Annotated in this window: 25 protein-coding genes and 2 pseudogenes; 7 read left to right on the top strand and 20 right to left on the bottom strand. The window is 72.4% G+C overall.

Going from position 1 to position 25,896, the window contains the following annotated elements; all coding sequences use genetic code 11:
- Window positions 1-5 precede the first annotated feature (5 nt).
- A complete protein-coding gene (locus H293_RS0133285; RefSeq protein ID WP_020122149.1) occupies window positions 6-833 on the bottom strand; it encodes a rhomboid family intramembrane serine protease in 828 nt (275 codons plus the stop codon).
- Window positions 834-968: 135 nt separating this feature from the next.
- Between H293_RS0133285 and H293_RS0133280 the strand changes: the two genes are divergently transcribed.
- The gene (locus H293_RS0133280) at window positions 969-1,295 is read left to right on the top strand and encodes a hypothetical protein (protein WP_028808422.1); all 327 of its coding nucleotides are present in this window, start codon (window positions 969-971) and stop codon (window positions 1,293-1,295) included.
- A gap of 3 nt (window positions 1,296-1,298) precedes the next feature.
- Here H293_RS0133280 and H293_RS0133275 read toward each other — a convergent pair whose 3' ends face one another.
- Together H293_RS0133275 and H293_RS0133270 are read right to left on the bottom strand one after the other, a co-directional pair.
- Entirely contained in the window at window positions 1,299-2,693 is a 1,395-nt protein-coding gene (locus tag H293_RS0133275; protein WP_020122147.1) for an FAD-dependent oxidoreductase, read from the bottom strand.
- Between the two features lie 27 nt (window positions 2,694-2,720).
- Window positions 2,721-3,764 carry a DUF4349 domain-containing protein gene (locus H293_RS0133270; RefSeq protein WP_020122146.1) on the bottom strand — a complete coding sequence of 348 codons (1,044 nt, stop codon included), beginning with the start codon at window positions 3,762-3,764 and terminating at the stop codon, window positions 2,721-2,723.
- A 157-nt stretch (window positions 3,765-3,921) separates the two neighbouring features.
- Between H293_RS0133270 and hemG the strand changes: the two genes are divergently transcribed.
- A complete protein-coding gene (gene hemG / locus H293_RS0133265) occupies window positions 3,922-5,361 on the top strand; it encodes a protoporphyrinogen oxidase (RefSeq protein ID WP_020122145.1) in 1,440 nt (479 codons plus the stop codon).
- A gap of 5 nt (window positions 5,362-5,366) precedes the next feature.
- Window positions 5,367-6,098: a hydrogen peroxide-dependent heme synthase gene (gene hemQ, locus H293_RS0133260; RefSeq protein WP_020122144.1), complete on the top strand. Its 732-nt coding sequence runs from the start codon at window positions 5,367-5,369 to the stop codon at window positions 6,096-6,098.
- Here hemQ and H293_RS0133255 read toward each other — a convergent pair whose 3' ends face one another.
- From H293_RS0133255 to zapE, 17 genes and pseudogenes are all read right to left on the bottom strand, one after another.
- Window positions 6,099-7,715, bottom strand: a complete 1,617-nt coding sequence (locus tag H293_RS0133255) for an alpha/beta hydrolase (RefSeq protein ID WP_028808421.1) — start codon at window positions 7,713-7,715, stop codon at window positions 6,099-6,101.
- 302 nt (window positions 7,716-8,017) lie between these two features.
- Window positions 8,018-8,860 carry a TIGR04222 domain-containing membrane protein gene (locus H293_RS0133250; protein ID WP_020122142.1) on the bottom strand — a complete coding sequence of 281 codons (843 nt, stop codon included), beginning with the start codon at window positions 8,858-8,860 and terminating at the stop codon, window positions 8,018-8,020.
- A gap of 100 nt (window positions 8,861-8,960) precedes the next feature.
- The gene (locus tag H293_RS0133245; RefSeq protein WP_020122141.1) at window positions 8,961-9,755 is read right to left on the bottom strand and encodes a DUF4142 domain-containing protein; all 795 of its coding nucleotides are present in this window, start codon (window positions 9,753-9,755) and stop codon (window positions 8,961-8,963) included.
- A 205-nt stretch (window positions 9,756-9,960) separates the two neighbouring features.
- Entirely contained in the window at window positions 9,961-11,259 is a 1,299-nt protein-coding gene (locus tag H293_RS0133240) for an MbnB/TglH/ChrH family RiPP precursor modification enzyme (RefSeq protein WP_020122140.1), read from the bottom strand.
- Window positions 11,260-11,399: 140 nt separating this feature from the next.
- Window positions 11,400-11,765, bottom strand: a pseudogene (locus H293_RS50485) (DinB family protein); the annotation flags it as partial.
- A 28-nt stretch (window positions 11,766-11,793) separates the two neighbouring features.
- Window positions 11,794-11,939: pseudogene (locus H293_RS55485) on the bottom strand (TetR/AcrR family transcriptional regulator); the annotation flags it as partial.
- On the bottom strand, window positions 11,936-12,652 hold the full coding sequence (locus H293_RS0133225) for an aminoacyl-tRNA hydrolase (RefSeq protein ID WP_020122137.1): 717 nt from the start codon (window positions 12,650-12,652) through the stop codon (window positions 11,936-11,938). The gene H293_RS0133225 and the pseudogene H293_RS55485, both read right to left, overlap by 4 nt.
- Before the next feature lie 49 nt (window positions 12,653-12,701).
- Entirely contained in the window at window positions 12,702-12,884 is a 183-nt protein-coding gene (locus H293_RS0133220; protein WP_020122136.1) for a hypothetical protein, read from the bottom strand.
- A gap of 9 nt (window positions 12,885-12,893) precedes the next feature.
- Entirely contained in the window at window positions 12,894-13,727 is an 834-nt protein-coding gene (locus H293_RS0133215; RefSeq protein WP_020122135.1) for a polysaccharide deacetylase family protein, read from the bottom strand.
- Between the two features lie 57 nt (window positions 13,728-13,784).
- A complete protein-coding gene (locus H293_RS0133210) occupies window positions 13,785-15,302 on the bottom strand; it encodes an FAD-dependent oxidoreductase (protein WP_020122134.1) in 1,518 nt (505 codons plus the stop codon).
- Window positions 15,303-15,323: 21 nt separating this feature from the next.
- On the bottom strand, window positions 15,324-16,220 hold the full coding sequence (locus H293_RS0133205; protein ID WP_020122133.1) for a PPK2 family polyphosphate kinase: 897 nt from the start codon (window positions 16,218-16,220) through the stop codon (window positions 15,324-15,326).
- Window positions 16,221-16,299: 79 nt separating this feature from the next.
- A complete protein-coding gene (locus H293_RS0133200) occupies window positions 16,300-17,682 on the bottom strand; it encodes a PhoX family protein (protein ID WP_020122132.1) in 1,383 nt (460 codons plus the stop codon).
- A 114-nt stretch (window positions 17,683-17,796) separates the two neighbouring features.
- A complete protein-coding gene (locus tag H293_RS0133195) occupies window positions 17,797-18,573 on the bottom strand; it encodes a slipin family protein (RefSeq protein WP_020122131.1) in 777 nt (258 codons plus the stop codon).
- Window positions 18,574-18,673: 100 nt separating this feature from the next.
- Window positions 18,674-20,155, bottom strand: a complete 1,482-nt coding sequence (locus H293_RS0133190) for a SulP family inorganic anion transporter (RefSeq protein ID WP_033415946.1) — start codon at window positions 20,153-20,155, stop codon at window positions 18,674-18,676.
- A 5-nt stretch (window positions 20,156-20,160) separates the two neighbouring features.
- Entirely contained in the window at window positions 20,161-20,739 is a 579-nt protein-coding gene (locus H293_RS0133185; RefSeq protein WP_020122129.1) for a carbonic anhydrase, read from the bottom strand.
- A gap of 114 nt (window positions 20,740-20,853) precedes the next feature.
- Window positions 20,854-21,246 (bottom strand): hypothetical protein, encoded by a 393-nt coding sequence (locus H293_RS0133180; RefSeq protein WP_020122128.1) that lies wholly within the window; start codon window positions 21,244-21,246, stop codon window positions 20,854-20,856.
- Window positions 21,247-21,431: 185 nt separating this feature from the next.
- On the bottom strand, window positions 21,432-22,532 hold the full coding sequence (zapE, locus tag H293_RS0133175) for a cell division protein ZapE (protein WP_028808419.1): 1,101 nt from the start codon (window positions 22,530-22,532) through the stop codon (window positions 21,432-21,434).
- Window positions 22,533-22,569: 37 nt separating this feature from the next.
- On the opposite strand from zapE, the gene H293_RS0133170 reads away from it, so the two are divergent.
- The 4 genes from H293_RS0133170 (at window position 22,570) to msrB (ending at window position 25,853) form a co-directional block, all read left to right on the top strand.
- On the top strand, window positions 22,570-23,367 hold the full coding sequence (locus H293_RS0133170; RefSeq protein WP_028808418.1) for a pyrimidine reductase family protein: 798 nt from the start codon (window positions 22,570-22,572) through the stop codon (window positions 23,365-23,367).
- A gap of 154 nt (window positions 23,368-23,521) precedes the next feature.
- Complete coding sequence (locus tag H293_RS0133165; RefSeq protein ID WP_028808417.1) at window positions 23,522-23,995, top strand: hypothetical protein; 474 nt, start codon at window positions 23,522-23,524, stop codon at window positions 23,993-23,995.
- A gap of 45 nt (window positions 23,996-24,040) precedes the next feature.
- Window positions 24,041-25,432: a UDP-N-acetylmuramate--L-alanine ligase gene (gene murC / locus H293_RS0133160; protein ID WP_028808416.1), complete on the top strand. Its 1,392-nt coding sequence runs from the start codon at window positions 24,041-24,043 to the stop codon at window positions 25,430-25,432.
- 13 nt (window positions 25,433-25,445) lie between these two features.
- Window positions 25,446-25,853 carry a peptide-methionine (R)-S-oxide reductase MsrB gene (msrB, locus tag H293_RS0133155; protein WP_020122123.1) on the top strand — a complete coding sequence of 136 codons (408 nt, stop codon included), beginning with the start codon at window positions 25,446-25,448 and terminating at the stop codon, window positions 25,851-25,853.
- Window positions 25,854-25,896: the final 43 nt, after the last annotated feature.

Raw genomic sequence — 25,896 nt, 5'->3', positions numbered from 1 at the left:
CCGCCTCACCACGTGTGCCGGGGCCGCGCCTTCCTGCCGAACAGCAGACCGCGCGGTTCCGGCGGCGGGGGAGTGCCCGGCTTCAGCGGCCAGGCGAGCAGCATCCCGACGAGGAAGCCGACCACGTGCGCCGCGTACGCGACCGTGCCCGCGGCGGAGACGCCTTCGCCGGACGAGTAGAACGCCTGGAGCACGAACCAGAAGCCCAGCACCAGCCAGGCCGGCAGTCTCAGTGGCAGGAAGACCAGGAAGGGCACCAGGACCCACACCCTGGCCTTCGGATACAGCACCAAGTAGGCGCCCAGGACACCGGCGATGGCCCCCGAGGCGCCGATCAGCGGATCGCTCGAGTCGGCGTTGAGCAGCGCGAAGCCGTACGACGCCGCGTAGCCGCAGACGACGTAGAACAGCGCGAAGCGCACATGCCCCATGCGGTCCTCGACGTTGTTGCCGAAGATCAGCAGGAACAGCATGTTGCCCAGCAGGTGCAGCCAGCCGCCGTGCAGGAACATCGCCGTCAGGACCGACAGGGCGGGGGACTTGTCGTAGTCCGGCGGGGCCACCACACAGCCCGCCGCGCCCTGCGCGCTGGTGCCGACCTCGCCCGTGGGGACGAGTCGCGGCATCTGATGGTGGATCAACTCCTGCGGGATCGCCGCCCAGTGGTCCAGGAACGCCTGGAGGTGGCACAGCTGCGACACGCTGCTGTCGCCCGCCACGGAGCCGGCCAGGCCGGGCGTGTACAGGAACACGAGGACGTTCGCGGCGATGAGCGCGTATGTCACCACGGGGGTGCGGCGCACGGGGTTCACGTCATGGACGGGGATGACCACAAGGAACTACTGCCCGCGATGGGCCCGGCGAATCGGTGAGGTCCCGGTGAACACCCGCACGCACGCGTGCGTATGTCTCCTCAACCGCCCGCGGCACGGGGAAGGCGGGCCGCGGGGACTACGTGAGGAACAGCGATGAACGACCGTACTACGCCTGCGATGCACGCTCTTCCCGACGGTGAGGCCGAACTCTCCCTGGTGGTGCGACTGCCGTGGGAGGACGTGGCCAGGCTCGGTCAGGAGGCCGGGCGGCTGGCGTCCCAGATGCAGCGGCCGGTGACGCTCGACGAGGCGGTGAGCAACCGGCTCCGGTCCACCCGGTCCGCGGCGCACGCGAAGCCGGCCGGTGAGCAGCCCACCGCGATGCCCGCCAGCACCAGCGCCTCCGTCTCGGCGCTGCCGCCCCGGCCGCCCGCCGACCAGGCCCGCCAGGCCATCGAGCGGATCAACGGAACGGCCTAGCCCTCAGGAGCCCCGCACCTTCGCGACGGCCTTTCTGGCCGCCACCAGCACCGGGTCCCACACCGGGCTGAACGGCGGCGCGTACCCCAGGTCCAGGGCCGTCATCCGCTCCACCGTCATCCCCGCCGTCAGGGCCACCGCGGCGATGTCGACCCGCTTGCCCGCCCCCTCTCTCCCGACGATCTGCACGCCGAGCAGCCGCCCCGTGCGGCGCTCGGCGAGCATCTTCACCGTCATGGGGGAGGCGCCCGGGTAGTAGCCGGCCCGGCTGGTCGACTCGATCGTGACCGACACGAACTGCAGGCCCACCCGGCGCGCGTCCTTCTCGCGCAGCCCGGTGCGGGCGATCTCCAGGTCGCAGACCTTGCTGACGGCCGTGCCGACCACCCCGGGGAAGGTGGCGTAGCCGCCGCCGACGCCCGTGCCGATGACCTGGCCGTGCTTGTTGGCGTGGGTGCCGAGCGCGATGTGCCGCTCCTGCCCCGACACCAGGTCGAGGACCTCCACGCAGTCACCGCCCGCCCAGATGTTCTCGTGGCCGCGCACCCGCATCGCGAGGTCCGTCAGCAGACCGCCGTGGCTGCCCAGCGGCAGTCCGGCCGCCCTCGCGAGCGCCGTCTCGGGGCGTACCCCGATGCCGAGCACCACCACGTCCGCCGGATACTCCGCGTCCTGCGTGGCCACCGCCCGCACCCGGCCGTCCTCGCCGGTGAGCACCTTGGTCACCTCGGTGTCGTTGACCATGGTGATGCCCAGGCCCTCCATGGCCTCGTGCACCAGGCGGCCCATGTCCGGGTCGAGCGTCGACATGGGCTCGCTGCCCCGGTTGACGACCGTCACCTCGTAGCCGCGGTTGATCAGCGCCTCGGCCATCTCCACGCCGATGTACCCGGCGCCCACCACCACCGCCCTGCGGCCACGCGCGTGTGCCAGCGTGTCGATGAGCGCCTGGCCGTCGTCGAGGGTCTGCACCCCGTGCACACCGGGGGCGTCGGCGCCCGGCATGTCCGGGCGGATCGGGCGGGCGCCGGTCGCGATCACGAGCTTGTCGTACGACGTCCAGGTCTCGGTGCCCGAATCGAGGTCACGCGCGCGTACCCGCTGCCGCTCGACGTCGATCTCCGTGACCTCGGTGCGCATGCGCAGGCCGATGCCGCGCTCCCGGTGCTCTTCGGGCGTACGGGCGATCAACTGGTCCGGTCCGGCGACGTCCCCGCCCACCCAGTACGGGATCCCGCACGCCGAGTAGGAGGTGAAGTGGCCCCGCTCGAACGCCACGATCTCCAGCTCGTCGGGGTCCCTCATCCGGCGGGCCTGCGACGCCGCGGACATCCCCGCGGCGTCGCCGCCGATCACGACCAGACGTTCCCTCGTGTCCCGCGTACGGCTCATGTTCATGCGAACACGCTACGAGGGCGGGGCATTTCAGTCCCGCTCGCCCCGCTCCTGCGCGCCTCCCGGGGCCTGGGCCTGCGCGCCGCCCGGGCCCTGCGCGCGTTCCGGGTCCGGGACGGGACGCGCCATGGGCAGCGGGCCCAGCGCGGTCGAGGCACCCGCGGGCGCAGGCCGGCGCGGCAGCCGGGGCCGGACGACCCGCAGCCACACCAGCACGAGCAGCGCGATCCCGGCCAGGAACGGCAGCACCGCGGCCAGCGCCACCACGATCCAGCGCAGCATGGTCACGAACGCGTCCCAGCCGCCCGCCAGCGCGTCCACGACGCCGGGGTCGTCGTCCTCCTCGGCCTTGACGACCGGCGACTCGGACAGGGACAGCGTGATGGTGGCCAGGCTCGTGCGGTCCTTAAGGGACGCCTGGCGGGCCAGCAGCGACTCCAGATCGGCCTGACGGGTGCTCAGTTCGCCCTCCAGGGTGACCACGTCGCTCAGCTTGGTCGCCTTGTCCATCAGGTCCCGGATCCGCGCCACACTCGCGCGCTGCGTCGCGATCCGGCTCTGCACGTCGACGACCTGGTCGGTGACGTCCTGCGCGTTCGCGGTGCGCTCCAGAAGCTTGCCCGCGCCCTCCAGGTCGGAGAGGACCTCGTCGTACTTCTCGACGGGCACCCGCAGCACCACCTCCGTCTGCTCCCGGCCCTCCTCGTCCCGGGAGGTGGACTCCTTGCCGACGAACCCGCCCGCGTTCTCGGTGGTGGTGCGGGCCGCGGCGAGCGCCTTCGGCACGTTCTTGACCCGCACGGTCAGCGTGGCGGTGCGGATGATGTGGTTCGCGGCGGGCTGGGGCGCGGTCGTGGCCTGCTTGCCGCCCGTGCCGGCCTCGGCGCCGGCCGCGCCCTTCTCGTCGGCCTGCGAGGCGGCCTTGTCGTCCTGGGCGAGGGCGCTGCCGTCGCTGCCGGAGTCGGCGCCCGCGCTGCACCCGGTCAGCGCGAGGGCCGCGGCCAGCAGGAGCCCGGCGAGTGCCTCGACGGGGCGTACCGAGCTTCGTGAACGGCGTGAACCTGGTGTGCGCATGGGCGTTCCCCCGAGGGTCGTGAACAACTGACGCTCCTTCGACGCCCGAGGGGGCGCGGACGTTGGACTTCGGTGGTTCCGATGCGGTCACGGTCAGGACTCGTGAAGGACACCGGGTCGCCGGTGGACTGTCAGTGGGGTCTGAGAGGCTGGGTCCATGAGCGGATCACAGGTCGTCGTCATCGGAGCCGGCATCGCGGGACTCGCCGCGGCCCACCGGCTGACGCGGCGCGGCGCGCGCGTCACCGTGCTGGAGGCGTCGGACCGTGTCGGCGGCAAGCTGCTGCCCGGCGAGATCGCGGGCGCGCGCGTGGACCTCGGCGCCGAGTCGATGCTGGCCCGCAGGCCGGAGGCGGTGGCCCTGGCGCGTGAGGTGGGCCTCGACGGGCGTCTCCAGCCGCCGGCCACCGCGACCGCCTCGATCTGGACCCGCGGCGCCCTGCGCCCCATGCCCAAGGGCCACGTCATGGGCGTCCCCGGCACCGCCGAGGCCCTGGCCGGAGTGCTGTCCGAGGAGGGCCTCGCCCGCATCGAGCAGGACGCCGAGCTGCCCCGCACCGAGGTCGGCGACGACGTGGCGGTGGGGGAGTACGTGGCGGCGCGCCTGGGCCGCGAGGTCGTCGACCGCCTCATCGAGCCCCTGCTGGGCGGGGTCTACGCGGGCGACGCGTACCGCATCTCGATGCGCTCGGCGGTCCCGCAGCTCTTCCAGGTCGCGAAGACCCACGCCTCACTGACGGAGGGCGTCCGCGAGATCCAGGCCAGGATGGCGGCCAACCAGCAGACCGGGCCGGTGTTCATGGGCCTCGAGGGCGGTGTGGGCACCCTCCCGCTCGCCGTCGCCGACGCGGTCCGCGCGCGGGGCGGCGAGATCCTCACCGGCGCCCCGGTGACCGAGCTGCGCCGCGAACCCTCCGGCGGCTGGAAGGTCGTCACCGCGGACTGCGTCCTGCACGCCGACGCCGTGATCGTCGCCGTCCCCGCCCCGGCTGCCGCCGGCCTGCTGCGCGCCGAGGCCCCCGAGGCCGCCACCGAGCTCGACACTGTGGAGTACGCCTCCATGGCCCTGGTCACCCTCGCCTACCGCCGCTCCGACACGGACCTTCCGGCGGGCAGCGGTTTCCTCGTCCCGCCGGTGGACGGCCGCACCATCAAGGCCTCCACCTTCGCCTCCCAGAAGTGGGGCTGGATCGCCGACGAGAACCCGGAGCTGGTGGTCCTGCGCACCTCCGTCGGCCGCTTCGGCGAGACGGAGATCCTGGAGCGCGACGACGCCGCCCTGGTGGACGTCTCCCGCCACGACCTCGAAGCGGCCACCGGCCTGGCCGCCACCCCTCTCGAAACCCGGGTCACCCGCTGGACCGACGGCCTGCCCCAGTACCCCGTCGGCCACCACGCGCGCGTGGCCCGCATCCGTGAGCACGTCGCCAAGCTCCCGGGCCTCGCCGTGTGCGGCGCGCAGTACGACGGCGTCGGCATCCCGGCCTGCGTCGCGAGCGCCCACGCGGCCGCGGACCAGATCCAGGGCGACCTGACCGCGGTGCGGGAGCTCACCGCCAACCCGGTGCAGAGTCTGCACGGCGGAGCGGGAGAATAGGGGCCATGAGCAACGACGCCCCCACCCCCGAGTCCGGCAGGGTCCCGAACAAGGGCAAGCTGGCCAAGGACCTCAACGAGGTCATCCGTTACACGCTCTGGTCCGTCTTCAAGCTGAAGGACGTGCTCCCCGAGGACCGCACCGGCTACGCCGACGAGGTCCAGGAGCTGTTCGACCAGCTCGCCGCCAAGGACGTCACGATCCGCGGCACCTACGACGTGTCCGGGCTGCGCGCGGACGCCGACGTCATGATCTGGTGGCACGCGGAGACCAGCGACCAGCTCCAGGAGGCGTACAACCTCTTCCGCCGCACGAAGCTGGGCCGCGCCCTGGAGCCGGTCTGGTCCAACATGGCGTTGCACCGCCCCGCCGAGTTCAACCGCTCGCACATCCCGGCGTTCCTCGCGGACGAACATGCCCGCGACTACGTCAGCGTCTACCCGTTCGTGCGGTCGTACGACTGGTACCTCCTGCCCGACGAGGACCGCCGCCGCATGCTCGCCGACCACGGCAAGATGGCCCGCGGCTACCCGGACGTCCGCGCCAACACGGTCGCCTCCTTCTCCCTCGGCGACTACGAGTGGATCCTGGCGTTCGAGGCCGACGAGCTGTACCGCATCGTCGACCTCATGCGCCACCTGCGCGCCTCGGAGGCCCGCATGCACGTCCGCGAGGAGGTCCCGTTCTACACGGGCCGCCGCAAGGACCTCGGCGACCTCGTGGCAGGTCTCGCCTGATCAGCGCGTCGGCTTGCCGGCCGCCTTTCGCGCGCCGGCCGTCGGCTTCGGCTGAGGCTCGGGGTGCGGGGCGCACGCGGCGCGCCGCATCGGGAGGCGGCCCTCCAGCAGGTAGGCGTCCAGGTATCCGTTGACGCAGGGGTTCGGGCCGCCCGCGATGCCGTGCGTGCCCGCGTCCCGCTCGGTCACCAGCACCGACCCGGACAGCCGCCGGTGCAGCTGCAGGGCGCCGTCGTACGGAGCCGCCGCGTCCCTCTCGGCGGCCAGGATCAGCGTCGCGGGCAGCTCGCCGGACCCGGTCCGCACGTCCAAGGGCTCCTGCCGGGCCGAGGGCCAGTACGCGCAGGGCAGGTTCATCCAGACGTTGTCCCACGTCTCGAACGGGGCCACCCGCGCCAGCCGTGTGTTGTCCCGGTCCCACACCTTCCAGTCCGTCGGCCAGGGCGCGTCGTTGCACTCGACGGCGGTGTAGACCGCGTTCGCGTTCTCCGCCTCCTTCGCCGCCTCCTGATGCGGCGCCGCCTGCTGGATCAGCGGCTTCGGATCGCCCTTGAGATACGCCGACAGGGCCTGCGCCCGATGCGGCCAGAAGTCGTCGTAGTACCCGGCCGACAGGAACGCCCCCTGAAGCTGCCCCGGCCCGACCTTCCCCCCGGCCGGCTCGGCGGCCAGCCGCGCCGCCGCCTTCTCGTAACTGCGCAGCACCTCCTCGGACGTGGCCCCGAGCCCGTACACGTCGTCGTGCCGGGCCACCCACTCCCGGAAGTCCGCCCAGCGCCCCTCGAACGCGGCCGACTGGTCCAGGTTGTTGCGGTACCAGACCTGCTCCGGGGCCGGGTTCACGGCCGCGTCGAACACCATCCGCCGTACATGGGAGGGGAAGAGCGTCGCGTACAGCGCGCCGAAGTAGGTGCCGTACGACGCCCCCATGAAGGTCAGCCGCTGCTCGCCCAGTGCGGCCCGCAGGACGTCGAGATCCCGGGCGTTGTTCAGGGAGCTGTAGTACGGGAGAGCCGCGCCCGCCCGTTGCGCGCATCCGCGCGCGTACGCCTTCGCCTGCGCGACGCGTTCCTTCTTGTACGACTCCGAGGGGTGCGTCGGCGCCTGCGTGGGCGCATGGAAGTACTGCTTCGGGTCCGCGCAGGACAGCGGCGCCGAACGGCCCACCCCGCGCGGGGCGTAGCCGACCAGGTCGTAGGCCGCGGCGAGCCCCTTCCACTCGGGCAGCGCGCCGATCAGCGGGAAGTACATGCCGGAGCCGCCGGGACCGCCGGGGTTGTAGACCAGGGCGCCCTGCCGGGGCACCCGGCGCTTGCTGTTGTGCGGGTCCTTCTGGGTGGCCCGCACCCGGCTGACGGTCAGTTTGATCTGGCGGCCGTCGGGGTGCGCGTAGTCGAGCGGGACGGACACCGTGCCGCACTGGACACCGCCGGGCAGGTCCTCGACCGCGGGGCAGGCGCCGAAGCGGACGCCGGCCGTCCCCGCCCGCGCGGCGGCGACCGCGGTGCCGTGCCGCTCGGCCGTACCCGGAGCGGCCGGGGCGCCCCCGGCCGGTGCGGCGGCGAGCGTGGTCAGGAGCAAGGCTCCGGCGGCCGTGTGGAGGGCGGGAGCTCTCATTGGTGTCCCTTCGGTGCGCGGCAGCGACAAAAGGGATGTTTGGTTCGGTCGCGGGGGAAGGCAAGCACCGCCTCGCCGGTGTCGGCCCCAATGCCTCCGTGCGCCCCCGGGTGGGTTGGGTCGCGCCGGTGCCGAGGGAGGGCGGTGCTTCGCGGTGGGGGCGCGGATGACGGCCGCGGTGCGAGCCGAGCACGCCGCCGGTCAGAGGGTGTCCCGCCGCCGCAGCTCACGCGCCTGTCCCCGGGAGGCACCCCCGCACCCGGCTCACCGCACCGCTGCCCGCCGCACCCTCCGGGGTGGGTTCAGTCGCGCAGGTGCGGGCGGCGGTGGTCCTCGCCGTGTCCGCCGGGGCGCTGCCCTCGCCGTTCCTCGTGGTGCGGGCCGTCGTGCTGCTCACGGTGGGCGAAGGCCGCGCGCAGGTCCGGTTCGCCGATCGCGCTGATGCCGCGCACGGCGACGCGGGTGAGATACGTCCGCTCGTCCGTGCCGCCCGGGCGCCGGGTCAGGGTGCCCAGGAGCCGCTGGCCCGCCGGGGACGCCCAGCGCGAGTACGGGTGGACCTCCATCCGCGCGATGGCCAGACAGCTCACGGTCAGCGCGAACGGCAGCGCGAACCAGAGGGCGACCAGATGCCGCGGCATCTCCGACGGGGCGGGCGTCAGCAGCGCGATCGCGCCCAGCGCGACGACGGCCACCGCGGCCAGCCGCACCTGGCGGATCCCCGCCGCGATGCCGGAGCGGGTGCCGGCGGGCACGGCGAGCCCCGCGGCCACGAGCCGGTCGGCGAGGCCGCGCACCGCCTCCGCCGAGGCCGCGACCGCCCGCACCGGGGCGATCCGGGACTGCCCCTCGGGCCCGATGGCCCCGATGACCGTGCGCTCCATCTCGTCCCGGCCGCGCGGGTCGACGACGGTCGCCCAGCCGGTGTGGGCCAGCAGCAGCCGGCGCTGCCGGGCCATGGAGACGAGCGTCAGATCGGCGACCCGCCGCGGGCCGCCGGACAGGAACGCGGCCTCGTAGAGCGTCAGATCGTGTCCCCGGGCATCCCCGTCCGCGGCCGCCGCGTGTACGGCGGCCAGGCACAGACGCGTGCACGCGGTGCCGGCGGCGGCCCAGGCCAGCAGCAGAAGAAGAACCCAGAACATGCCGAGTTTCTATGCCAAAGGCTCCTGGCGGCGCCATGGGCTGTTCACGATCCGGACGGAGTGTTGTCGGTGTGTGACGTTCCGTTTGTCCGGAAGCGGACTACGACGGCACGGGCACCGGAGGTGGGCTGGAGGCGGCCGGGGGCAGGGTGAAGGTCGTGGAGAACGGCGACCGGGTGACCGGGACGACAGGGCCCGGGTCGGTCGTCGGGCCGGGCGGGGCCGGAGAGCTGGTGATCGGCGGGGTGCTGCTCATGGCCATGTCCCGGGCCAGGGCGCCGAAGTCGACATACCCGGTGGCCTCCAGGATCTTGATGTGGTCCAGCACAGTGCTGTTGGCGTCGTCGGCCAGGGTGCGGACCAGGGAGTTCTGGGTGCTGGCGCGGACCTCGGCGACGACGGAGAACACCCTGCCGTGCGCGAGGCGCAGGATGTTGGCGAACTGGCGGTCGTAGTCGACGCCCTGGGCCTGGTCCAGGGTGGTGAGCCACTGCTTCTGCTGCTCGTTGGGCTCGTTGGGCAGGGCCAGTCCGAGCTTGGACGCCACGTCCCGCACGCGTGCGTCGAGGAACGTGTGCCCCTCCACGAGGTGCTGCCCCGCCGTCCGCACGGCCCGCGTCGTGCCCTTCTGCTGCGCCTGCTGGCCCGCGGGCAGCTCCCACAGCCCCGCGAGGCGCACCTTCGTGACGAACTCCCGGTCCAGCGCGGAGAGCGGCCCGTACGGCGTCGTCACGGTTTCGGCGTTGAGCACGCTCAGTCCCGTGCCGGAGCGGTCGGCGTACGACCAGATCGGGATGAGCAGGGCCACGAGGGTCGCCGTCAGTCCGGCGATGATGACGCCGGTGCCGGTGAAGATGCCTCGTCCCTTGACGGGCGGACGCGGTCGCGGTCGCATGGTGCCTCCTGTTGCGGCACCGCACGCTAGGGGGTCTCAGGTGCGGGGTTGACATATTACTGCCGGGTCAATGTCCCCTTCCGGCGTGTTCGCCCGGCCACGACGGCTTGGCCCCGGGCCCCCGCACCTGTCCGGGGCAGCGGTATCCGCCGTGGACATCCGCACCTGTCCGGGGCAGCCGTACCCGCCCCGGCCCCCCGCACCCTCACCGCCGCAGCAGCACCCGCCGTGTGGCCCGGGCCAGCCGGACCCCCGGCCTCCGGGACCTCGGCGCCGGTCCCGACCGCTCCAGCCACCACTCCCGCAGCTCCCGCCGCACCCGCGCGTCCCCCGGCTCCCCGCCCAGCAGGAGGTGCTCGGCGAAGTCCAGCGCATCGCGCCGATAGCCGTCGGTCATCGGCGCCCCCTGCGCATACGCCAGGAACGCCGGCCGGTAACCCGCACCGAGGATCACCGGCAGCTCGGGCGCCACCTTCGCCACCACGTCGGCCCGCTTTCCCGCGAGCGCCCGCGCCTGCACCCCCAGCCGCACCCGGTCGAACCCCTCCGGCACCGGCGTCCCCGCCACGAGCGCGGACAGCAGCGCGGTCTGGGCGAGCGCGACCCGCTCGCGGGCGGGCTCGGTCGAGACGCTCGACGGCTCCGCGGCAGCGCGCCACGCACCGTCGGCCCGCGCCCCGCCCCCCTTCTCCACCGCTTCCCGGATCGCCGCCAACTCCCCCTCCAGCTCGGCCGGTTCGGGGAAGTTCTCGTCCCGCTCCAGCAGCACTCCCGGCGGCGAGACCCGGGACGCGAGCTCGGTGAGGATGTCGAGGACCGGCCGCGGAACCGGGTGGGCGTGGCTGTCGTGCCACACCCCGTCCCGCTCGAACCCGCCCGCGACATGGACGTACGCGATGGCCTCCAGGGGAAGTCCGGCCAGTGCCTCGGCCGGGTCCTCGCCGCGGTTGACGTGGTTGGTGTGCAGGTTGGCCACGTCGATCAGCAGCCGTACCCCCGTCCGGTCGGCCAGCTCGTACAGGAACTGCCCCTCGGTCAGCTCCTCGCCCGGCCACGCGATCAGTGCGGCGATGTTCTCGACGGCGAGCGGCACCGGCAGCGCGTCCTGCGCGATGCGGATGTTCTCGCAGAGGACGTCCAGGGCGTCCCGGGTGCGCGGGACGGGCAGCAGGTGCCCCGCCTCCAGGCGCGGAGAGGCGGTCAGCGGGCCGCCCGCCCGGACGAACGCGATGTGCTCGGTGACCAGCGGCGAGCCCAGTGCCTCGGCCCGCTCGGCGAGCGCCAGGAGCCGCCCGGCGTCGGGCCGGTCCGCCCCGCCGAGGCCGAGCGAGACGCCGTGCGGCACCACGGTCACGCCACGCTCGCGCAGCCGCCGCAGCGACTCGGGCAGGTGCCCGGGGCAGACGTTCTCGGCCACGGCCTCGACCCAGTCGATGCCCGGCATGTTCTCCACGGCGTCCGCGATCTCCGGCCGCCATCCGATCCCCGTGCCCAGTCGCTCCATGGTCCGTCCCCTCCTCGGCCGCGCCCGCATCCGCTCCGGTCGTCGCCCGCCCGGCGTGACGGAGGTATGGCCCCGGGGTCCGGGCCCGAACCGCGCCGGGGGGACGTTCAGAGCAACATTTGAGGTTCGCGGGGGTGGGGTCACCTGCCCGTCGCGGGCCACGCGTGCGGCTCGCGGCCCAGCAGCCGCAGTGTCTCCTCCAGCGGCCCGGTCCCCTCCGGAACCTTCAGCGCGGGCGCGAACGCGAACCCCGGGCCCCGCCCGGCCGGATCCGTGGGAACGCGCCGGGCCACGGCCAGCGCCGCGACAAGCACCTCGTCGGTGAGCCCGAGCGGCACCCCGAGCGTGGCCGCCACGTCCCACGCGTGCACGACGCAGTCGACGAGGTGAAAGCCGATCGCCGTACGGCCCGCGAACCCTCCGCCCAGCTCCGGCAGCACGAACTCCCTTTCCGGCACGCCCGGTTCGGCGAACGCCGAGAGCACCGCGTCCGCGGCGGCGCGATGCGCCCGGCCGGGCTCGCCGACCTCCCGCCCCGCTCTTGCTCAGCTCCAGCTCTCCGCGAGCCGCCCCACCGACAACGCCTCCAGCCCCTCGACCGAGGCGATGTCGACGGCCCGCCGCAGCACGGTCCGCCGGGTGCGGGTGCCCCGCTCGACGCGTCCGTCGACCTTGGTCATCGCAGTGCCGGATGGTCCGCGACGACTGTGCAGGAGCCGGGTGCGATCTCGGTGAAGCCGGCGTCCCGGACCAACGGCAGCCCGCCGGCGGTGAGTTCGGCCCAGCGGCCGGGAGTCGCGGTCCGTACGGTGAGCGGGAAGCCGGCGTCCCGCCAGGCGGCCCGCTCCTCGGCCGACAGTTCCCACCAGGCCAGTTGGGCGCCGTGACCGGCCTGGGCCATCGCCTTGCCGGCCGACATGTCGAGGTCCGGGCTGAGCCACAGCACGGGCACCGACGGGTCCGCCGCCGCGGGCGGCTCGGGATCGTCCAGATCGGTACCGGAGACCTGGAGCTTGGCCAGCTCCTTGGGCCACCCGTCGAGCGGCACGGGCGGAAACACCCGCACCTCGGCCGCCTTCCCCGTCACGGTGATCCCGGGCAACGCCTCGGCCCGCCGCCACTCGGCCCCCCGGGCCCGCCGTACGACCTTGCGGATCCGGGCGTCCTGCCAGTCCCGGACCACCTCGGCCCACTCCCCGTCGCCGACCGAGCGCTCGTCGGCGAGCAGGACGAGAACGGCGCGGGCGGCGGTCTCGAGGGCGTCGGTACGAGCGGGCGGAGCGGCCTTCTCGATGCGGACGACCAGGGGCAGCACGAACTGGGGTGCCTGGTCGCGGGCGGTCGGCTCGGAACGGAAGGGGCTGTCGGTCGAGGGCGTCACGTCGTGGCTCACCCGCACAACCCTAAGGTCACCCCGAGCAAGCCGTCCGCTGAGCCTCCTGTCACTCGCACACCGGGCACAGCGTGATCCCCTTGTACGACTCCGGATACTCGGTCGGCTTCCGGCACAGCACGCTCCCCCACTCTCGGCTTCGCTCGAGCGGGGGGACCCCCATCGCGTACGGCGGCCCCTCGGCGACCTGCGGCCTCGGCTCGTCGCCGATCGTGCAGTGGTCCTCGCTCATCCCTCCAGCCTAGGATCCGATCAGCTCGGACACCTTCACGAACCGGAACCCCCGCGCCCGCAGCTCGGGCACCACCGTCCGCACCACCCGCTCCGTCGTCGGCGCGGCACTGCGCGTGCAGTGCATGACCACGACCGACCCCGGCCGCACGCCCTCCAGCACCTGCCGGGACACGGCCTCCGCGTCCGTCGCGAACGCGTCCCCGCTCACCACGTCCCACTGCACGGCGGTCACGCCGACCGGGGTCAGCGCCTTCAGCGCCCGCCGGTCGTAACACCCGCCGGGGAAGCGGAAGTACGGCCTCGCGTCCGGCACCCCGGCTTTCCGGAACGCCGCGTACGCCCGCTCCACGTCCGCCCGCATCCGGTCGCCGGAGACGGTCGGCAGTCCGTAGCAGTCGTCGGTGAAGGCGTAGTGGCTGTAGGAGTGGTTGGCGACCTCGAAGAGCGCGTCCCGTCCGAGGGAACGGGCCTGGTCCGGATACTCCTCGGCCCACCGCCCGGTCATGAACACGGTGGCCGGCACCTTCAGGGCGCGCAGCGCCGCGATCAGCCCGGGATTGTCGAAGTGCTCGCCGGCCGCCGCGCGCGGCCCCTGGTCCGCGGTCATATCGGCGTCGAAGGTGAGCGCGACCGTTTTGCCGCGGTCACGGGAGCCGTTCTTGAAGACGGGGGTCAGGCCCCCGGGGCCGGGGGCGAGCGTGGGGGGTGCGGAGGTCGCGGAGGGGGCCGGGCGGGCTACCCGGGGGGCCTGAGGGGCCTGGTGGGGAGTGGCGGCGCAAGCCGTGAGGGCGGCGCCGAGGACGCAGGCGGCGGTGACGCGTCGTACAAGAGTGATCACCATATGAAAATATGGCGAACTGTCCTCTTTGCCGGTCACCCCGGCCGTGACGTCACCCGCTCAGATGTCCCGCTGCTCCAGCGGCTTGGTCGCAGGACCCTGGATCACCTTGCCGTCCGTGGCGAAGCGGGAGCCGTGGCACGGGCACTCCCAGGCGTCCTCGGCGCCGTTGAAGGAGACCAGGCAGCCCAGGTGGGTGCAGCGGGGGGAGACGGCGTGGAGGTTGCCGTCGTCGTCGCGGTAGACCGCGAGCCGGTCGCCGTTCACCCTGACCACCGCGCCCTCGCCCGGCGGGAGGGACTCCAGCGGGGGTGCCGGGCGCAGCCGGTCGCCGACGAAGTGGCGGGCCACCTGGGCCTGGGTCTTGAGGAAGGTCGGGGCCTCGCGGACCGTCGAGCGCAGGCGGCGCGGGTCGTACAGCTCACTCCACGCGCACTCCTCGCCGGTGATCTGGGCCGCGAGCAGGCAGCCCGCCATGATGCCGCCGCTCATGCCCCAGCCGCCGAACCCGGTGGCGACATAGGTGTGCCGGGCCCCCGGGTGCAGCGGGCCGACGAGCGGCACGGTGTCGGTGGGGTCGTTGTCCTGGGTGGCCCAGGCGTGGCTGAGCTCGACGCCCGGGAAGTTCTGAGTGGCCCAGTCCGAGAGGTCGTCGAACCGGGCCCGGGTGTCGCCCGTGCCGGGGGTGAAGTGCTCGCCGGTGACGATGAGCAGCCGCCGGTCGGCGTCCCAGGGAGCCGTGCGGACCGAGCGGGTGCCCTCGTCCGGCGTGATGTACATGCCGTCCGGATCCCGCTCCCGCTCGATCGTCCCGGCGACGACCAGCTCGCGGCGCGGGGAGAGCCGGGTGAACAGCAGGGCCCGGTCGAAGATCGGGTAGTGGGTGGCGACCACGACGTCCCGGGCCGTCACCGTGGCCCGCGTGTCGGTCGACAGCCGGCACGGCTCGCCCTCGTCGAGCCCGAGGACCGCGGTGTGCTCGTGCACGGCCGCACCGGAGGCGACCAGGTCCTCCGCCAGGGCCAGCAGGTACTTGCGCGGATGGAACTGCGCCTGCCCGGTCACCCGTACCGCGCCCGCCACCGGGAACGGCAGCCCGGTCTCCGTCACGAAGGACGCCGGCAGCCCCGCCTCCAGGGCGGCCGCAGCCTCGGCCCGCAGCTCCTCGACGCGGCTCTCGTCATGGACGTAGGTGTAGGCGCTGCGCTGTTCCCAGTCGCAGTCGACACCCAGTTCGTCCGCGATCTCGGCGGCCCGTTCGATGGCCTCGCTCTGCGAGCGGGCGTACAGCCGGGCGCCCTCGGGGCCGCGGGTGCGGCGCAGCTTGTCGTAGACCAGGGTGTGCAGGGCGGTCAGCTTGGCGGTGGTGTGCCCGGTGACGCCGGCGGCCACCTGCCCGGCCTCCAGGACCGCCACCCGCCGCCCGGCCCGCGTCAGCTCCCATGCCGTGCTCAGCCCGGCGATGCCGGCGCCGATGACGGCCACGTCGACGTCGAGGTCCTCGGTCAGCGGCGGCCGGGGTCCGCCGGGTGCCGTCTCCAGCCAGTACGAGCCCTTGACGTGCCGGTTCTCGGTCATGTGCCCCGAGTACCCCGGGATTCACTGTTCGAGCAGCCGCCTCCTGGCTTCCGTCACGTCGAAGTCCGCCCTCGGATACCGCGGGTCCAATTCCAGCAGGTGTTCGAGCAAGAGTCGGCTGATCGCCCAGTTGCGGTACCACTTGCGGTCGGAGGGGATCAGGTACCAGGGGGCGTGGGCTGTCGAGCAGCGCTCCAGTGCCAACTCGTACGCCTGCTGGTAGGCGGGCCACAGGGCACGCTCGTCGATGTCCGAGACGTGGAACTTCCAGTGCTTGTCCGGGCGGTCGAGGCGCTTGAGCAGGCGATCGCGCTGTTCGTCGTACGAGATGTGCAGGAAGCACTTGATCACGGTGACGTCGTTGTCGGCGAGGGACTTCTCGAAGCGGTTGATCTCGTCGTAGCGGCGCTCGATCTCGTCGGTCCGGGCGAGGGCGTGGACGCGGGCGACGAGGACGTCCTCGTAGTGCGACCGGTCGAAGATGCCCAGCTCACCGGCTTGCGGGAGGGCCCTGGTGATGCGCCAGAGGAAGGGGTGCCCGAGTTCCTTGGGCGTGGGTGCCTTGAAGGCGTGGACACGGCAGCCGGACGGGTTGAACAGGCCGATGACGTGCTTGACCGTGCCGCCCTTGCCGCTGGTGTCCATGCCCTGGAGCACCAGCAGGATCCGGCGCCGGTCGCCCGCCGTGCTCGCCGCCCACAGGCGTTCCTGGAGGTCGGCGAGCGGGTCGGCCAGCTCGGTCATCGCGGCCAGGCCCGCCTGCTTGTGAGAGGGGCCGGCCGGGGTCTCCCGGGGGTCGTGGGCGGCCAGGTCCACCGGCTTGCCGCCCGGTACCCGCAGCAGCTCGCGCAGGGCGGGGCCGTCCCCGCCCTGCGCGCCCTTCTTCGCCTCGCGGGTCTTCGAGCCCTTCTTCGACATGGGGCACCCCTTCCGGTCCGGGTCCGGCCCCTCGATCGTGCGCCGGGGGACCGGGGCGCGCCAGCCGTCGTCCAGGCGGCTACCTGCGCCAGGGCCCCGTCACCGCGAAGGTCGTCCCGGGCGTGTAGCAGTTGACGTACATCGTCTGCCCGTCGGGGGAGAAGGTGACGCCGGCGAACTCGCCCCATTCCGGCGCCTCCGGCGTGCCGATGTTCTGCCGGCCGCGGGCCATCGCGTAGACCTCGCCGTGCCGGGTCACGCCGAAGACGTGCTGGGCGCCGCTGCCGTCCTCGCACACCATCAGGCCGCCGCTCGGCGCGAGGCAGATGTTGTCCGGGGACTCGCCGGGCAGCTGCACGTCGGTGTCCGGGCCGAAGACGATCACCAGGGTGAGCCGGCGCGCCGAGGGGTCGTAGCGCCAGATCTGCCCGAAGTGGTCGGCGCCCGAACCGTCGGCGCTGCGCGCGAACGACGAGACGAAGTAGACGCTCCTCCCGCCCCAGTAGCAGCCCTCCAGCTTCTGGGCGTGCGTGATGCCCCTGGGGCCGAAGTCCTGGAGCCGGACGGGGGTTTCGGTGGCCAGCGGGTCCGGTACGTCGACCCACTCGATGCCCTCGAAGCAGGCACCGGTCTCCTGGATCACGGACAGGTCCGGTACGCCGGGCACCCGCATCGCCTGGAGCCGGCCGCCCGCCCGCAGTGAACCGAGGCCGCCCTCGGGCCTGTTGGGCAGGAAGCGGTAGAAGAGGCCGAAGGGCTTGATGAAGGCGTCCTCGGTCTCGTAGACGATGCCGCGTTTCGGGTCGATCGCGATGGCCTCGTGCTGGAAGCGGCCCATCGCGGTCAGCGGGACCGCGCCACTCCTGTGCGGGTCCGTCGGATCGACCTCGAAGATGAAGCCGTGGTCCTTGGTGTAGCCGTTGGTGCCGGCCTTGTCCTCGGTCTCCTCGCAGGTCAGCCAGGTGCCCCAAGGCGTGGGCCCGCCCGCGCAGTTGACGGCGGTGCCGGCGATGGCGACACGCTCCGACAGCACGTTGTTGCGGGAGTCCAGCGTGAGGGCCGTACAGCCGCCCTTGCCCGCGGGGTCGTAGGTCAGGCCCGCGACGGTGGGGACGGCGATGGCCGCGGTGGGGCGGTTCTCGTGGTTGCGGACCAGGTGGACGCGCCCGTGTCTGCCGGGCAGAGCGGTCATGCCGTCGTGGTTCGAGGGGACCTTGCCCTCGCCGGAGCGGAGCTGGTCGCCCTCGCGGGACAGGACCTGGTAGCGGAAGCCCTTCGGGAGGTCCAGCAGGCCCTTCGGGTCGGGGACGAGGGGGCCGTAGCCGGTGTGTCCTAGGGACTGGGCGGCGGCGGTGCCGGCGAAGAGTTCGGAGAGGGCGCCGGTGAAGGCGATGCCCACGCCCAAGGCGCCGGAGCGGGCCAGGACCTGACGTCGTGTCGCCGGAGAACCGGACAGAGACATGGCGAAGCAACCTTCCTGCTGGCGGACAGGACTGTGACGTCGCTGTGTCTATCACCTGGGTCGGCCCGCGGGAACCACGCGCGTAGCGTGTCCCGTGTCCCGTGTCCCGGCCCGTCAGGTCCCGGTCGGGTGCTCCTGCGCCCGCTCCAGGAAGCGCAGCAGCTCCACCGGGAAGGGCAGGACGAGCGTCGAGTTCTTCTCGGCGGCCACCGCCACGACCGTCTGCAGCAGCCTGAGTTGGAGTGCGGCGGGCTGCTCGGACATCTGCTCGGCGGCCTCAGCGAGCTTCTTGGAGGCCTGGAGTTCGGCGTCGGCGTTGATGATCCGGGCCCGCCGCTCACGGTCGGCCTCGGCCTGCCGGGCCATCGACCGCTTCATCGCGTCCGGCAGCGACACGTCCTTGATCTCGACGCGGTCCACCTGCACGCCCCAGCCGACGGCCGGGCTGTCGATCATCAGCTCCAGGCCCTCGTTGAGCTTCTCGCGGTTGGACAGCAGGTCGTCCAGCTCGCTCTTGCCGATGATCGAGCGCAGCGAGGTCTGGGCCATCTGGGAGACGGCGAACTTGTAGTCCTCGACCTTGACCAGGGCGCTCGCCGCGTCGACGACCCGGAAGTAGACGACCGCGTCCACGCGCACGGTCACGTTGTCCCGGGTGATGCCCTCCTGGGCCGGCACCGGCATCGTGACGATCTGCATGTTGACCTTGTGCAGCCGGTCCACCATCGGCACGACCAGCGTGAACCCGGGCTCGCGCACCTGGCCCCCGAGGCGTCCGAGGCGGAAGACCACCCCGCGCTCGTACTGCTTGACGACCCTGGCCGCCGCCGCGAGGTAGACGGTTCCGGCGGCCGCGGCCGCCACGGCCGCCGTCAACAGTTCCTGGAGCATTCCGACCTCCTCGTCCAGAGGTCCGTATGTCTGCTCCTGCAACGATATGCCCGGTTCCCGGTCCGGGGCCACGACGGGCCCCGGACCGGGCGGGAGAGCACTAGGCGGCGGTGGCCTTCGCCGGCTCCGGCTTCGTGACCCGGACCGGTTCCGTGCCGACCGCGCTGTGCCGCTCGGCCCAGTTCTCCAGGGCCGTACGGCAGGCGTGGTCCAGGTGGTGCAGACCGGAGAGGTCCAGCTCCACCGGCCGGTCCTGGGGAAGCGCCTCCAGGCTGTCGAGGATCTTCGGCAGCCTGAGGAAGGTCGCGTTGCCCGTCAGGTGCGCCTGGATCGGGCCCGCGCCCTTGTCGACGATCTCCAGCTTGAGGTGCGAGGCCTCCCACGCGGTCTTGACGACCGACAGGGCCAGACCGATCAGGACGCCCTCGAACATGTTCACCGCGACGATCGAGACGGCCGTGGCCACCAGGATCACCGCCTCACCGCGGTGACCGCGCCACAACGACACGATCTCCCGGAAGGGGATCAGCTTGAAGCCCGCGTGGACCAGGATGCCGGCGAGCGCGGGCAGCGGGATGAGCGCCAGCGTCGAGGGCAGCAGGGCCGCGAACAGCAGCAGCCACACGCCGTGCATGACCCGGGACGCCTTGGTCTTCGCGCCCGCCTGGACGTTGGCGGAGCTGCGCACGATGACCGCGGTCATGGGCAGGGCGCCGAGCGCGCCGCACACCGTGTTGCCCACGCCCTGGGCCATGAGCTCCTTGTCGTACTCGGTGCGCGGACCGTCGTGCAGCCGGTCCACCGCGGCCGCGCTGAACAGCGATTCGGCGGAGGCGATCAGCGTGAACGCGATGATCGTGCCGAAGATGGCCGGGTTGGCCAGTTCGCCGAAGGCGTCCATGCCGGGCGGCTGGACGGAGGCCAGCAGGCCGTTCACCTCGACGGTGGCGATCGACAGACCGAAGACCTGGGTGACCAGGGTGGCCAGCAGGACCGCGGCGAGCGCGCCGGGCACGGTCTGCGCCTTCTTGGGCAGCTTTTTCCACAGCACGAGCACCGCGACGGTGCCCGCGCCGACGGCGAGCGAGGTGAGCGCGGTGGCGCTGCCGAGCGCGTCGACGGCGGCACCGGGCAGCCCCAGGATCTTGTCGATGCCCGTGGTGGGCGCCTTGAGACCGGCCGCGGAGTACAGTTGGCCGGCGATGAGCACGAGGCCGATGCCGGCCAGCATGCCTTCGACGACCGAGACGGATATCGCCCGGAACCAGCGCCCCAGCTTCAGGGCGCCCATGGCGAGCTGGATCAGTCCGGCGGCCAACACGATCACGCCGAGCGCGGGCAGCCCGAACTCCTGCACCGCCTCGAAGACCAGGACGGTCAGACCGGCGGCGGGACCGGACACCTGGAGGCTGCTGCCCCGCATGAATCCGGTGACGATGCCGCCGACTATGCCGGTGACGAGGCCCAGTTCGGCCGGGACACCGGAGGCGACGGCCACGCCCACGCAGAGCGGGAGCGCGACCAGGAAGACGACCAGGGAGGCGGCGAAGTCCTGCCGCAGGTGAGGGTATTTGGCCATCATGCCGATCACAGACCCTCGAACGCGTCGGTCTCGGCGCGGTGGACGCGCACCGCGCCCGTGTGCACCTCGTAGTACCAGGCGTGCAGGGTCAGTTGGTCCTCCGCCAGCTTCTTGTCGATGAACGGGTACGACCTGAGGCGCAGCACCTGGGCCAGGACGTGGTTCTGCACGCCCTCGGCCACTTCCGGGTCCTCGGTGGTGCCGGCCGGGCGCGGGGTGGCGTGGTTCAGCCAGGCGCGCACGGCGGGAACGGCGTCCAGGTCGTCGCCGCGGACCAGGGCGCCGACGGCGCCGCAGTGCGAGTGCCCGCAGACCACGATGTCGCGGACGCCCAGCACCTCCACGGCGTACTCGATGGTGGCCGCCTCGCTGGTCGGGTGCTCCGAGGCGTAGGGGGGAACGATGTTGCCCGCGGTGCGCAGCTCGAAGAGCTCGCCCGGGCGGGCGCCCGTGATCAGGGCCGGGACGACCCTGGAATCCGAGCAGGTGATGAACAGAACCTGGGGGGACTGGCCTTCGGCCAGCTTGGCGAACTCCTCAGGGCGCTGTCCGAACGTGCGGGCGTTGTCGATGAGGGGCTGCATGTGGTGACTCCTCCTGGCGCGCCGTGGGGGCGCGTCGGGCTTACCAGGCGCGCCGAAGGGCGCGTCGGTTGACATGACAGGTGGGGGAAACAGAGGTGGGGGACTGCTCTGCTGTCAGCAGCGGAACACTTGAAGTGCCGCCGGAGCGTGCGCTGTCGAGGGTCTCGACAGGGGGAACTCGCCTGCTGCGACCCGCTCGGGCGTGGCCGCCGGCTGCTGAGCCGCCAGGGGCCGTTCGGGCCCCTCGGGGGCGAAGTCGACGGCGCGGTGCCGGTCGCGGGTGCGCAGGGGACCGGTCGGGTCCCCGACGTGGTTGCAGTGGCGTTTGCCCGAGGCCTTGGCGCGGGCCCCCTTGCCGGAGAGCTTGGTTCCGGCCTGAGCTTTGGCCTCAGCTTGACGGGCTGTGTGCGCGGTTGCGAATCCCTCGGTGGAAGCGAAGAACGGGAGCGCCAGAAGGACGGCGGTGAGGACCGCTACCACGGTCCGTGCCGTCGCACCTCGGAACATGCGCCCCCCTCTCGGCAGTTCACACTTCTAGTCCAGACCAACCCTTGGTCAACGGGTGGTCAAGAAACACCTTAACTCGGCAAAGTTGTTTGCTGGGTTAACTTAACGTTTCCGGCTGAAGAGAGGCTGAAGCGTGCCGGGTCGCTGACGCGAACTGGCCCTTGACGTGCGAGGTTTCGCTGTGATTAAGCGACGAGACCCTTGGCGTCGCGCGCCAGCGCGGTCAGCCGGGATATCGCGCGGAAGTACTTCTTGCGGTAACCGCCGTTCAGCATCTCCTCGCTGAACAGCCGGTCGAAGGGCTGCCCGGAGGCCAGCACCGGTACCTCGCGGTCGTAGAGACGGTCGGCGAGCACCACGAGCCGGAGCGCCGTCGACTGGTCCGGCACCGGCTGCATGTCGGTGAGGCAGACCGCCCGGAGATCGTCGGTCAGGGCGCCGTACCGGCTGGGGTGGACCCTGGCGAGGTGCGCCAGCAGGCTCGGGAAGTCGTCGAGCGAGGCGCCCTCGGTGGCGTACGCCGCCCTGGTGACCTCCTCGTCGGTGAACGGCGCCGGTGCCTCGGGCAGCCCGCGGTGGCGGTAGTCCTCGCCGTCGATGCGCAGCGGCCGGAAGTGCGCCGACAGGCCCTGGATCTCGCGCAGGAAGTCGACGGACGCGAACCGGCCCTCGCCGAGCTTGCCCGGCAGGGTGTTGGAGGTGGCGGCGAGCGCCACGCCCGCGTCGACCAGCCTGCCGAGCAGGGTGGAGACCAGGACGGTGTCGCCCGGGTCGTCCAGCTCGAACTCGTCGATGCACAGCAGACGGTGACCGGAGAGCGTCTGGACCGTCTTCTGGAAGCCGAGGGCACCGACCAGGTTGGTCAGCTCGACGAAGGTGCCGAAGGCCTTGAGGGAGGGTTCGGCGGGGGTGGCGTGCCAGAGGGAGGCCAGCAGGTGGGTCTTGCCGACGCCGTAGCCGCCGTCGAGGTAGACGCCACGGGGCCCGGCCGGAGTCCTCGGGGCCCTGGGCCTGCCGAGCCCGAGGAAGCCGCGCTTGCCGCCGCCGACCGCGTGTGCGCCGCCGAGGCCCGCCGCGAAGCCCTCCAGGACCCGGACGGCGTCGGTCTGGCTGGGCTGGTTCGGGTCCGGGATGTACGTGTCGAAACGCACCGAGTCGAACCGCGGCGGCGGCACCATCTCGGCGACCAGCCGGTCCGCGGGGACGTGCGGCTCGCGGTCGCACAGGGACGGCGGGGCGGTGTCGGTCATCGAACCGGACCCGGACGCGGCGGGGGAAGTAGACACGGTTCACCATGCTAAGCGCCGTGCCACACTGCACGACATGCGACGCCTGTTCCCTGTGACCGACGAGACAGAGATCCGGAGCCCCGAGGGGGAGACCGGCCACGACTGGAGCCTCGCCGAGCTGGCCGCCGCCTACGCGTATCCGGAGCTCGGACCCGACCCCGGGACCCCCGAGGTGTGGCTGCGCGCCAACATGGTCTCCACGCTGGACGGGGCCGCCCAGCACGACGGCCGTTCGCAGCCCATCTCCACTGCCACCGACATGCGGATCTTCGGGACGCTGCGAGCCCTGGCGGACGTGGTGATCGCCGGTGCGGAAACGGTACGGCAGGAGGGGTACCGGCCCGCGCGCGTGCGGGACGAGTTCGCGGGGCTGCGGGCGGCGGCCGGACAAGGCCCGGTCCCGGCGATCGCGGTGATCACGGCCAGTCTGGACCTGGACTTCTCGCTCCCGCTGTACACCTCGCCCCTGGTGCCCACGCTGATCCTCACCGGCGCCGCGGCGGCCCCGGACCGGATCGCCGCGGCCGAGAAGGCCGGCGCGCGGGTGGTGATCGCCGGGGACGGTGTCGGTGTGGACCCCGCGCGGGCCGTGCGGGCGCTCGCCGAGCTGGGACACACCCGGCTGCTGACCGAGGGCGGCCCCCGGCTGCTCGGGCAGCTGGTGGCCGCGGGGGTGCTCGACGAGCTCTGTCTGACCCTGTCCCCGATGCTCACCGCGGGGAGTGCGCAGCGGATCGCCGGGGGGCCGTCGGTGGCCGTCCCGGCACGGTTCGAACTGGACTCCCTGCTGGAGGAGGACGGCTTCCTCTACAGCAGGTATCGCAGGCACTGACCGCCCGGACGCGGGTTCGATCGGTACCGCTGAGGCCGACATCGGCGGAATCTGTCGTTCCGTTTAGTTTTCCGGCGGGCACACTGAATCCGGCAGTACCCGTGCGATCACGGGGCAGGATGGTTTCCGCAGTGCGCAGAGAAGGGGACGCCCGGTGTTCACAAGCGTTTTGATGATCGAGAAGGCCCTGACGTCCGCCGACGTGGAGTTCGTCACCACGTTGCACGGCGACGAGGCGGTCGCGTTCCATGTGCTGCTCCAGCCGCGGGGGGACCAGGCCGACAGGCTGCTGCGGGCCATCGACGACGTGGCGATGGGCGAGCTGGACGAGGCCGTACGGGAGCGGGAGACGCCCGAGGGCGAGGACGCGAAGGGGGTGGGGGAGCGGGCCCTGGAGGTGTCCCTCCAGGCGCTCAGAGCCTCCGGGAGCCAGGCGGAGGGGCGGCTCATCGAGGACCACCCCCTGGACGCGCTGAAGGCCCTGGTCGGCGAGATCGGCGCGGACGAGGTGATCGTGCTGACCGATCCCCACTACGTGGAGGAGTTCTTCCACCGCGACTGGGCGTCCCGGGCCCGTCACAAGGTGGGCGTACCGGTGCTGAAGCTGTTCTCGCACAGCAAGGCATAGGCTGAACCCCGCATCCGTACCGCACCACCTTGGGGAGACACACGCATGGCACCCGGCCTTCCTACCGCCATGGACCGACCGCACTTCATCGGGATCGGTGGGGCCGGGATGTCGGGGATCGCGAAGATCCTCGCGCAGCGCGGCGCGAAGGTGGCCGGCAGTGACGCCAAGGAGTCCGCGACCGCGGAGGCCCTGCGCGCGCTCGGCGCGACCGTGCACATCGGGCACGCGTCCGAGCACCTGGCGGCCGACGCCACCTGTGTGGTCGTGTCGTCGGCGATCCGGGCCGACAACCCCGAGCTGGCCCGGGCGGCCGAGCTCGGCATCCCGGTCGTGCACCGCTCCGACGCCCTCGCCTCGCTGATGGACGGCCTCAGGCCGATCGCGGTCGCGGGCACGCACGGCAAGACGACCACGACCTCGATGCTGGCGGTCTCCCTGTCCGAGCTGGGCCTGAAGCCGTCGTACGCCATCGGCGGCGACCTGGACGCCCCCGGCTCGAACGCGCTGCACGGCGAGGGCGAGATCTTCGTCGCCGAGGCGGACGAATCGGACCGCAGCTTCCACAAGTACGCCCCCGAGGTCGCCATCGTCCTCAACGTCGAGCTCGACCACCACGCCAACTACGCGTCGATGGACGAGATCTACGAGTCCTTCGAGACCTTCGTCGGCCGGATCGCCAAGGGCGGCACGCTGGTGATCAACGCCGACCACGAGGGCGCGCGGGAGCTGACCCGGCGCGTCACGGCGAGCGGCGTGCGCGTGGTGACGTACGGCGACGCCGAGGACGCCGACGTGCGGGTGCTCTCGGTCGTGGCGCAGGGCCTCAAGAGCGAGGTCACCGTGCTCCTCGACGGCGCGGAGCTCACCTTCGCGGTCTCCGTCCCCGGCCGCCACTACGCGCACAACGCGGTGGCCGCGCTGGCCGCCGGCGTGGCCCTCGGGATCCCCGCCGCCGAGCTGGCACCAGCACTGGCCGCGTACACCGGTGTCAAGCGGCGCCTCCAGCTCAAGGGCGAGGCGGCCGGGGTGCAGGTCATCGACTCCTACGCCCACCACCCCACCGAGATGACGGCGGACCTGGAGGCCATGCGGGCCGCCGCCGGTGACGCCCGCATCCTCGTGGTCTTCCAGCCCCATCTGTTCTCGCGGACGCAGGAGCTCGGCCAGGAGATGGGCGAGGCCCTCGCGCTCGCGGACGGCTCGCTGGTCCTGGACATCTACCCGGCCCGCGAGGACCCGATCCCCGGGGTGACGAGCGCGCTGATCATCGACGCGGCGCGGGCCGCGGGCGCGGACGTGACGCCGGTCCACGACAAGGCGGACGTGCCGGAGGCGGTCGCGGGAATGGCGAAGGCCGGTGATCTCGTTCTCACCATGGGCGCGGGTGACGTGACGGACCTCGGCCCGCTGATCCTGGACCGTCTCGCACAGTAAGGGGCTGAGCTTCATGTCGTACGACGTCGAAAAGCCGGACGAGCAGTGGCGGGCGGAGCTGACCCCGGCCGAGTACGCCGTACTCCGCCAGGCCGGAACGGAACCCGCCTTCACCGGTGAGTACACCGACACCAAGGCCACGGGCGTGTACTCCTGTCGTGCCTGCGGTGCCGAACTCTTCACCTCCACCGAGAAGTTCGAGTCCCACTGCGGCTGGCCGTCCTTCTACGACCCGAAGGACACCGACGCGGTCGAACTGATCCAGGACCGCTCGCACGGGATGGTGCGCACGGAGGTGCGCTGCGCCCGCTGCGGCTCACACCTCGGACATGTGTTCGATGGTGAGGGGTATCCGACACCCACCGACCAGCGGTACTGCATCAACAGCATCTCCCTGCGGTTGACGGCCGACGAGAGCTGACCCCGGGTCCCGTTCACCGAGTCCGGTGGCCGGTTCCGCCAAC

Source organism: Streptomyces canus 299MFChir4.1, assembly GCF_000383615.1.
Classification (GTDB): Bacteria; Actinomycetota; Actinomycetes; order Streptomycetales; family Streptomycetaceae; genus Streptomyces; species Streptomyces canus_C.
The sequence above is the reverse complement of the archived record's forward strand: the minus strand, read 5'-3'. Positions and strand labels throughout refer to the sequence as shown.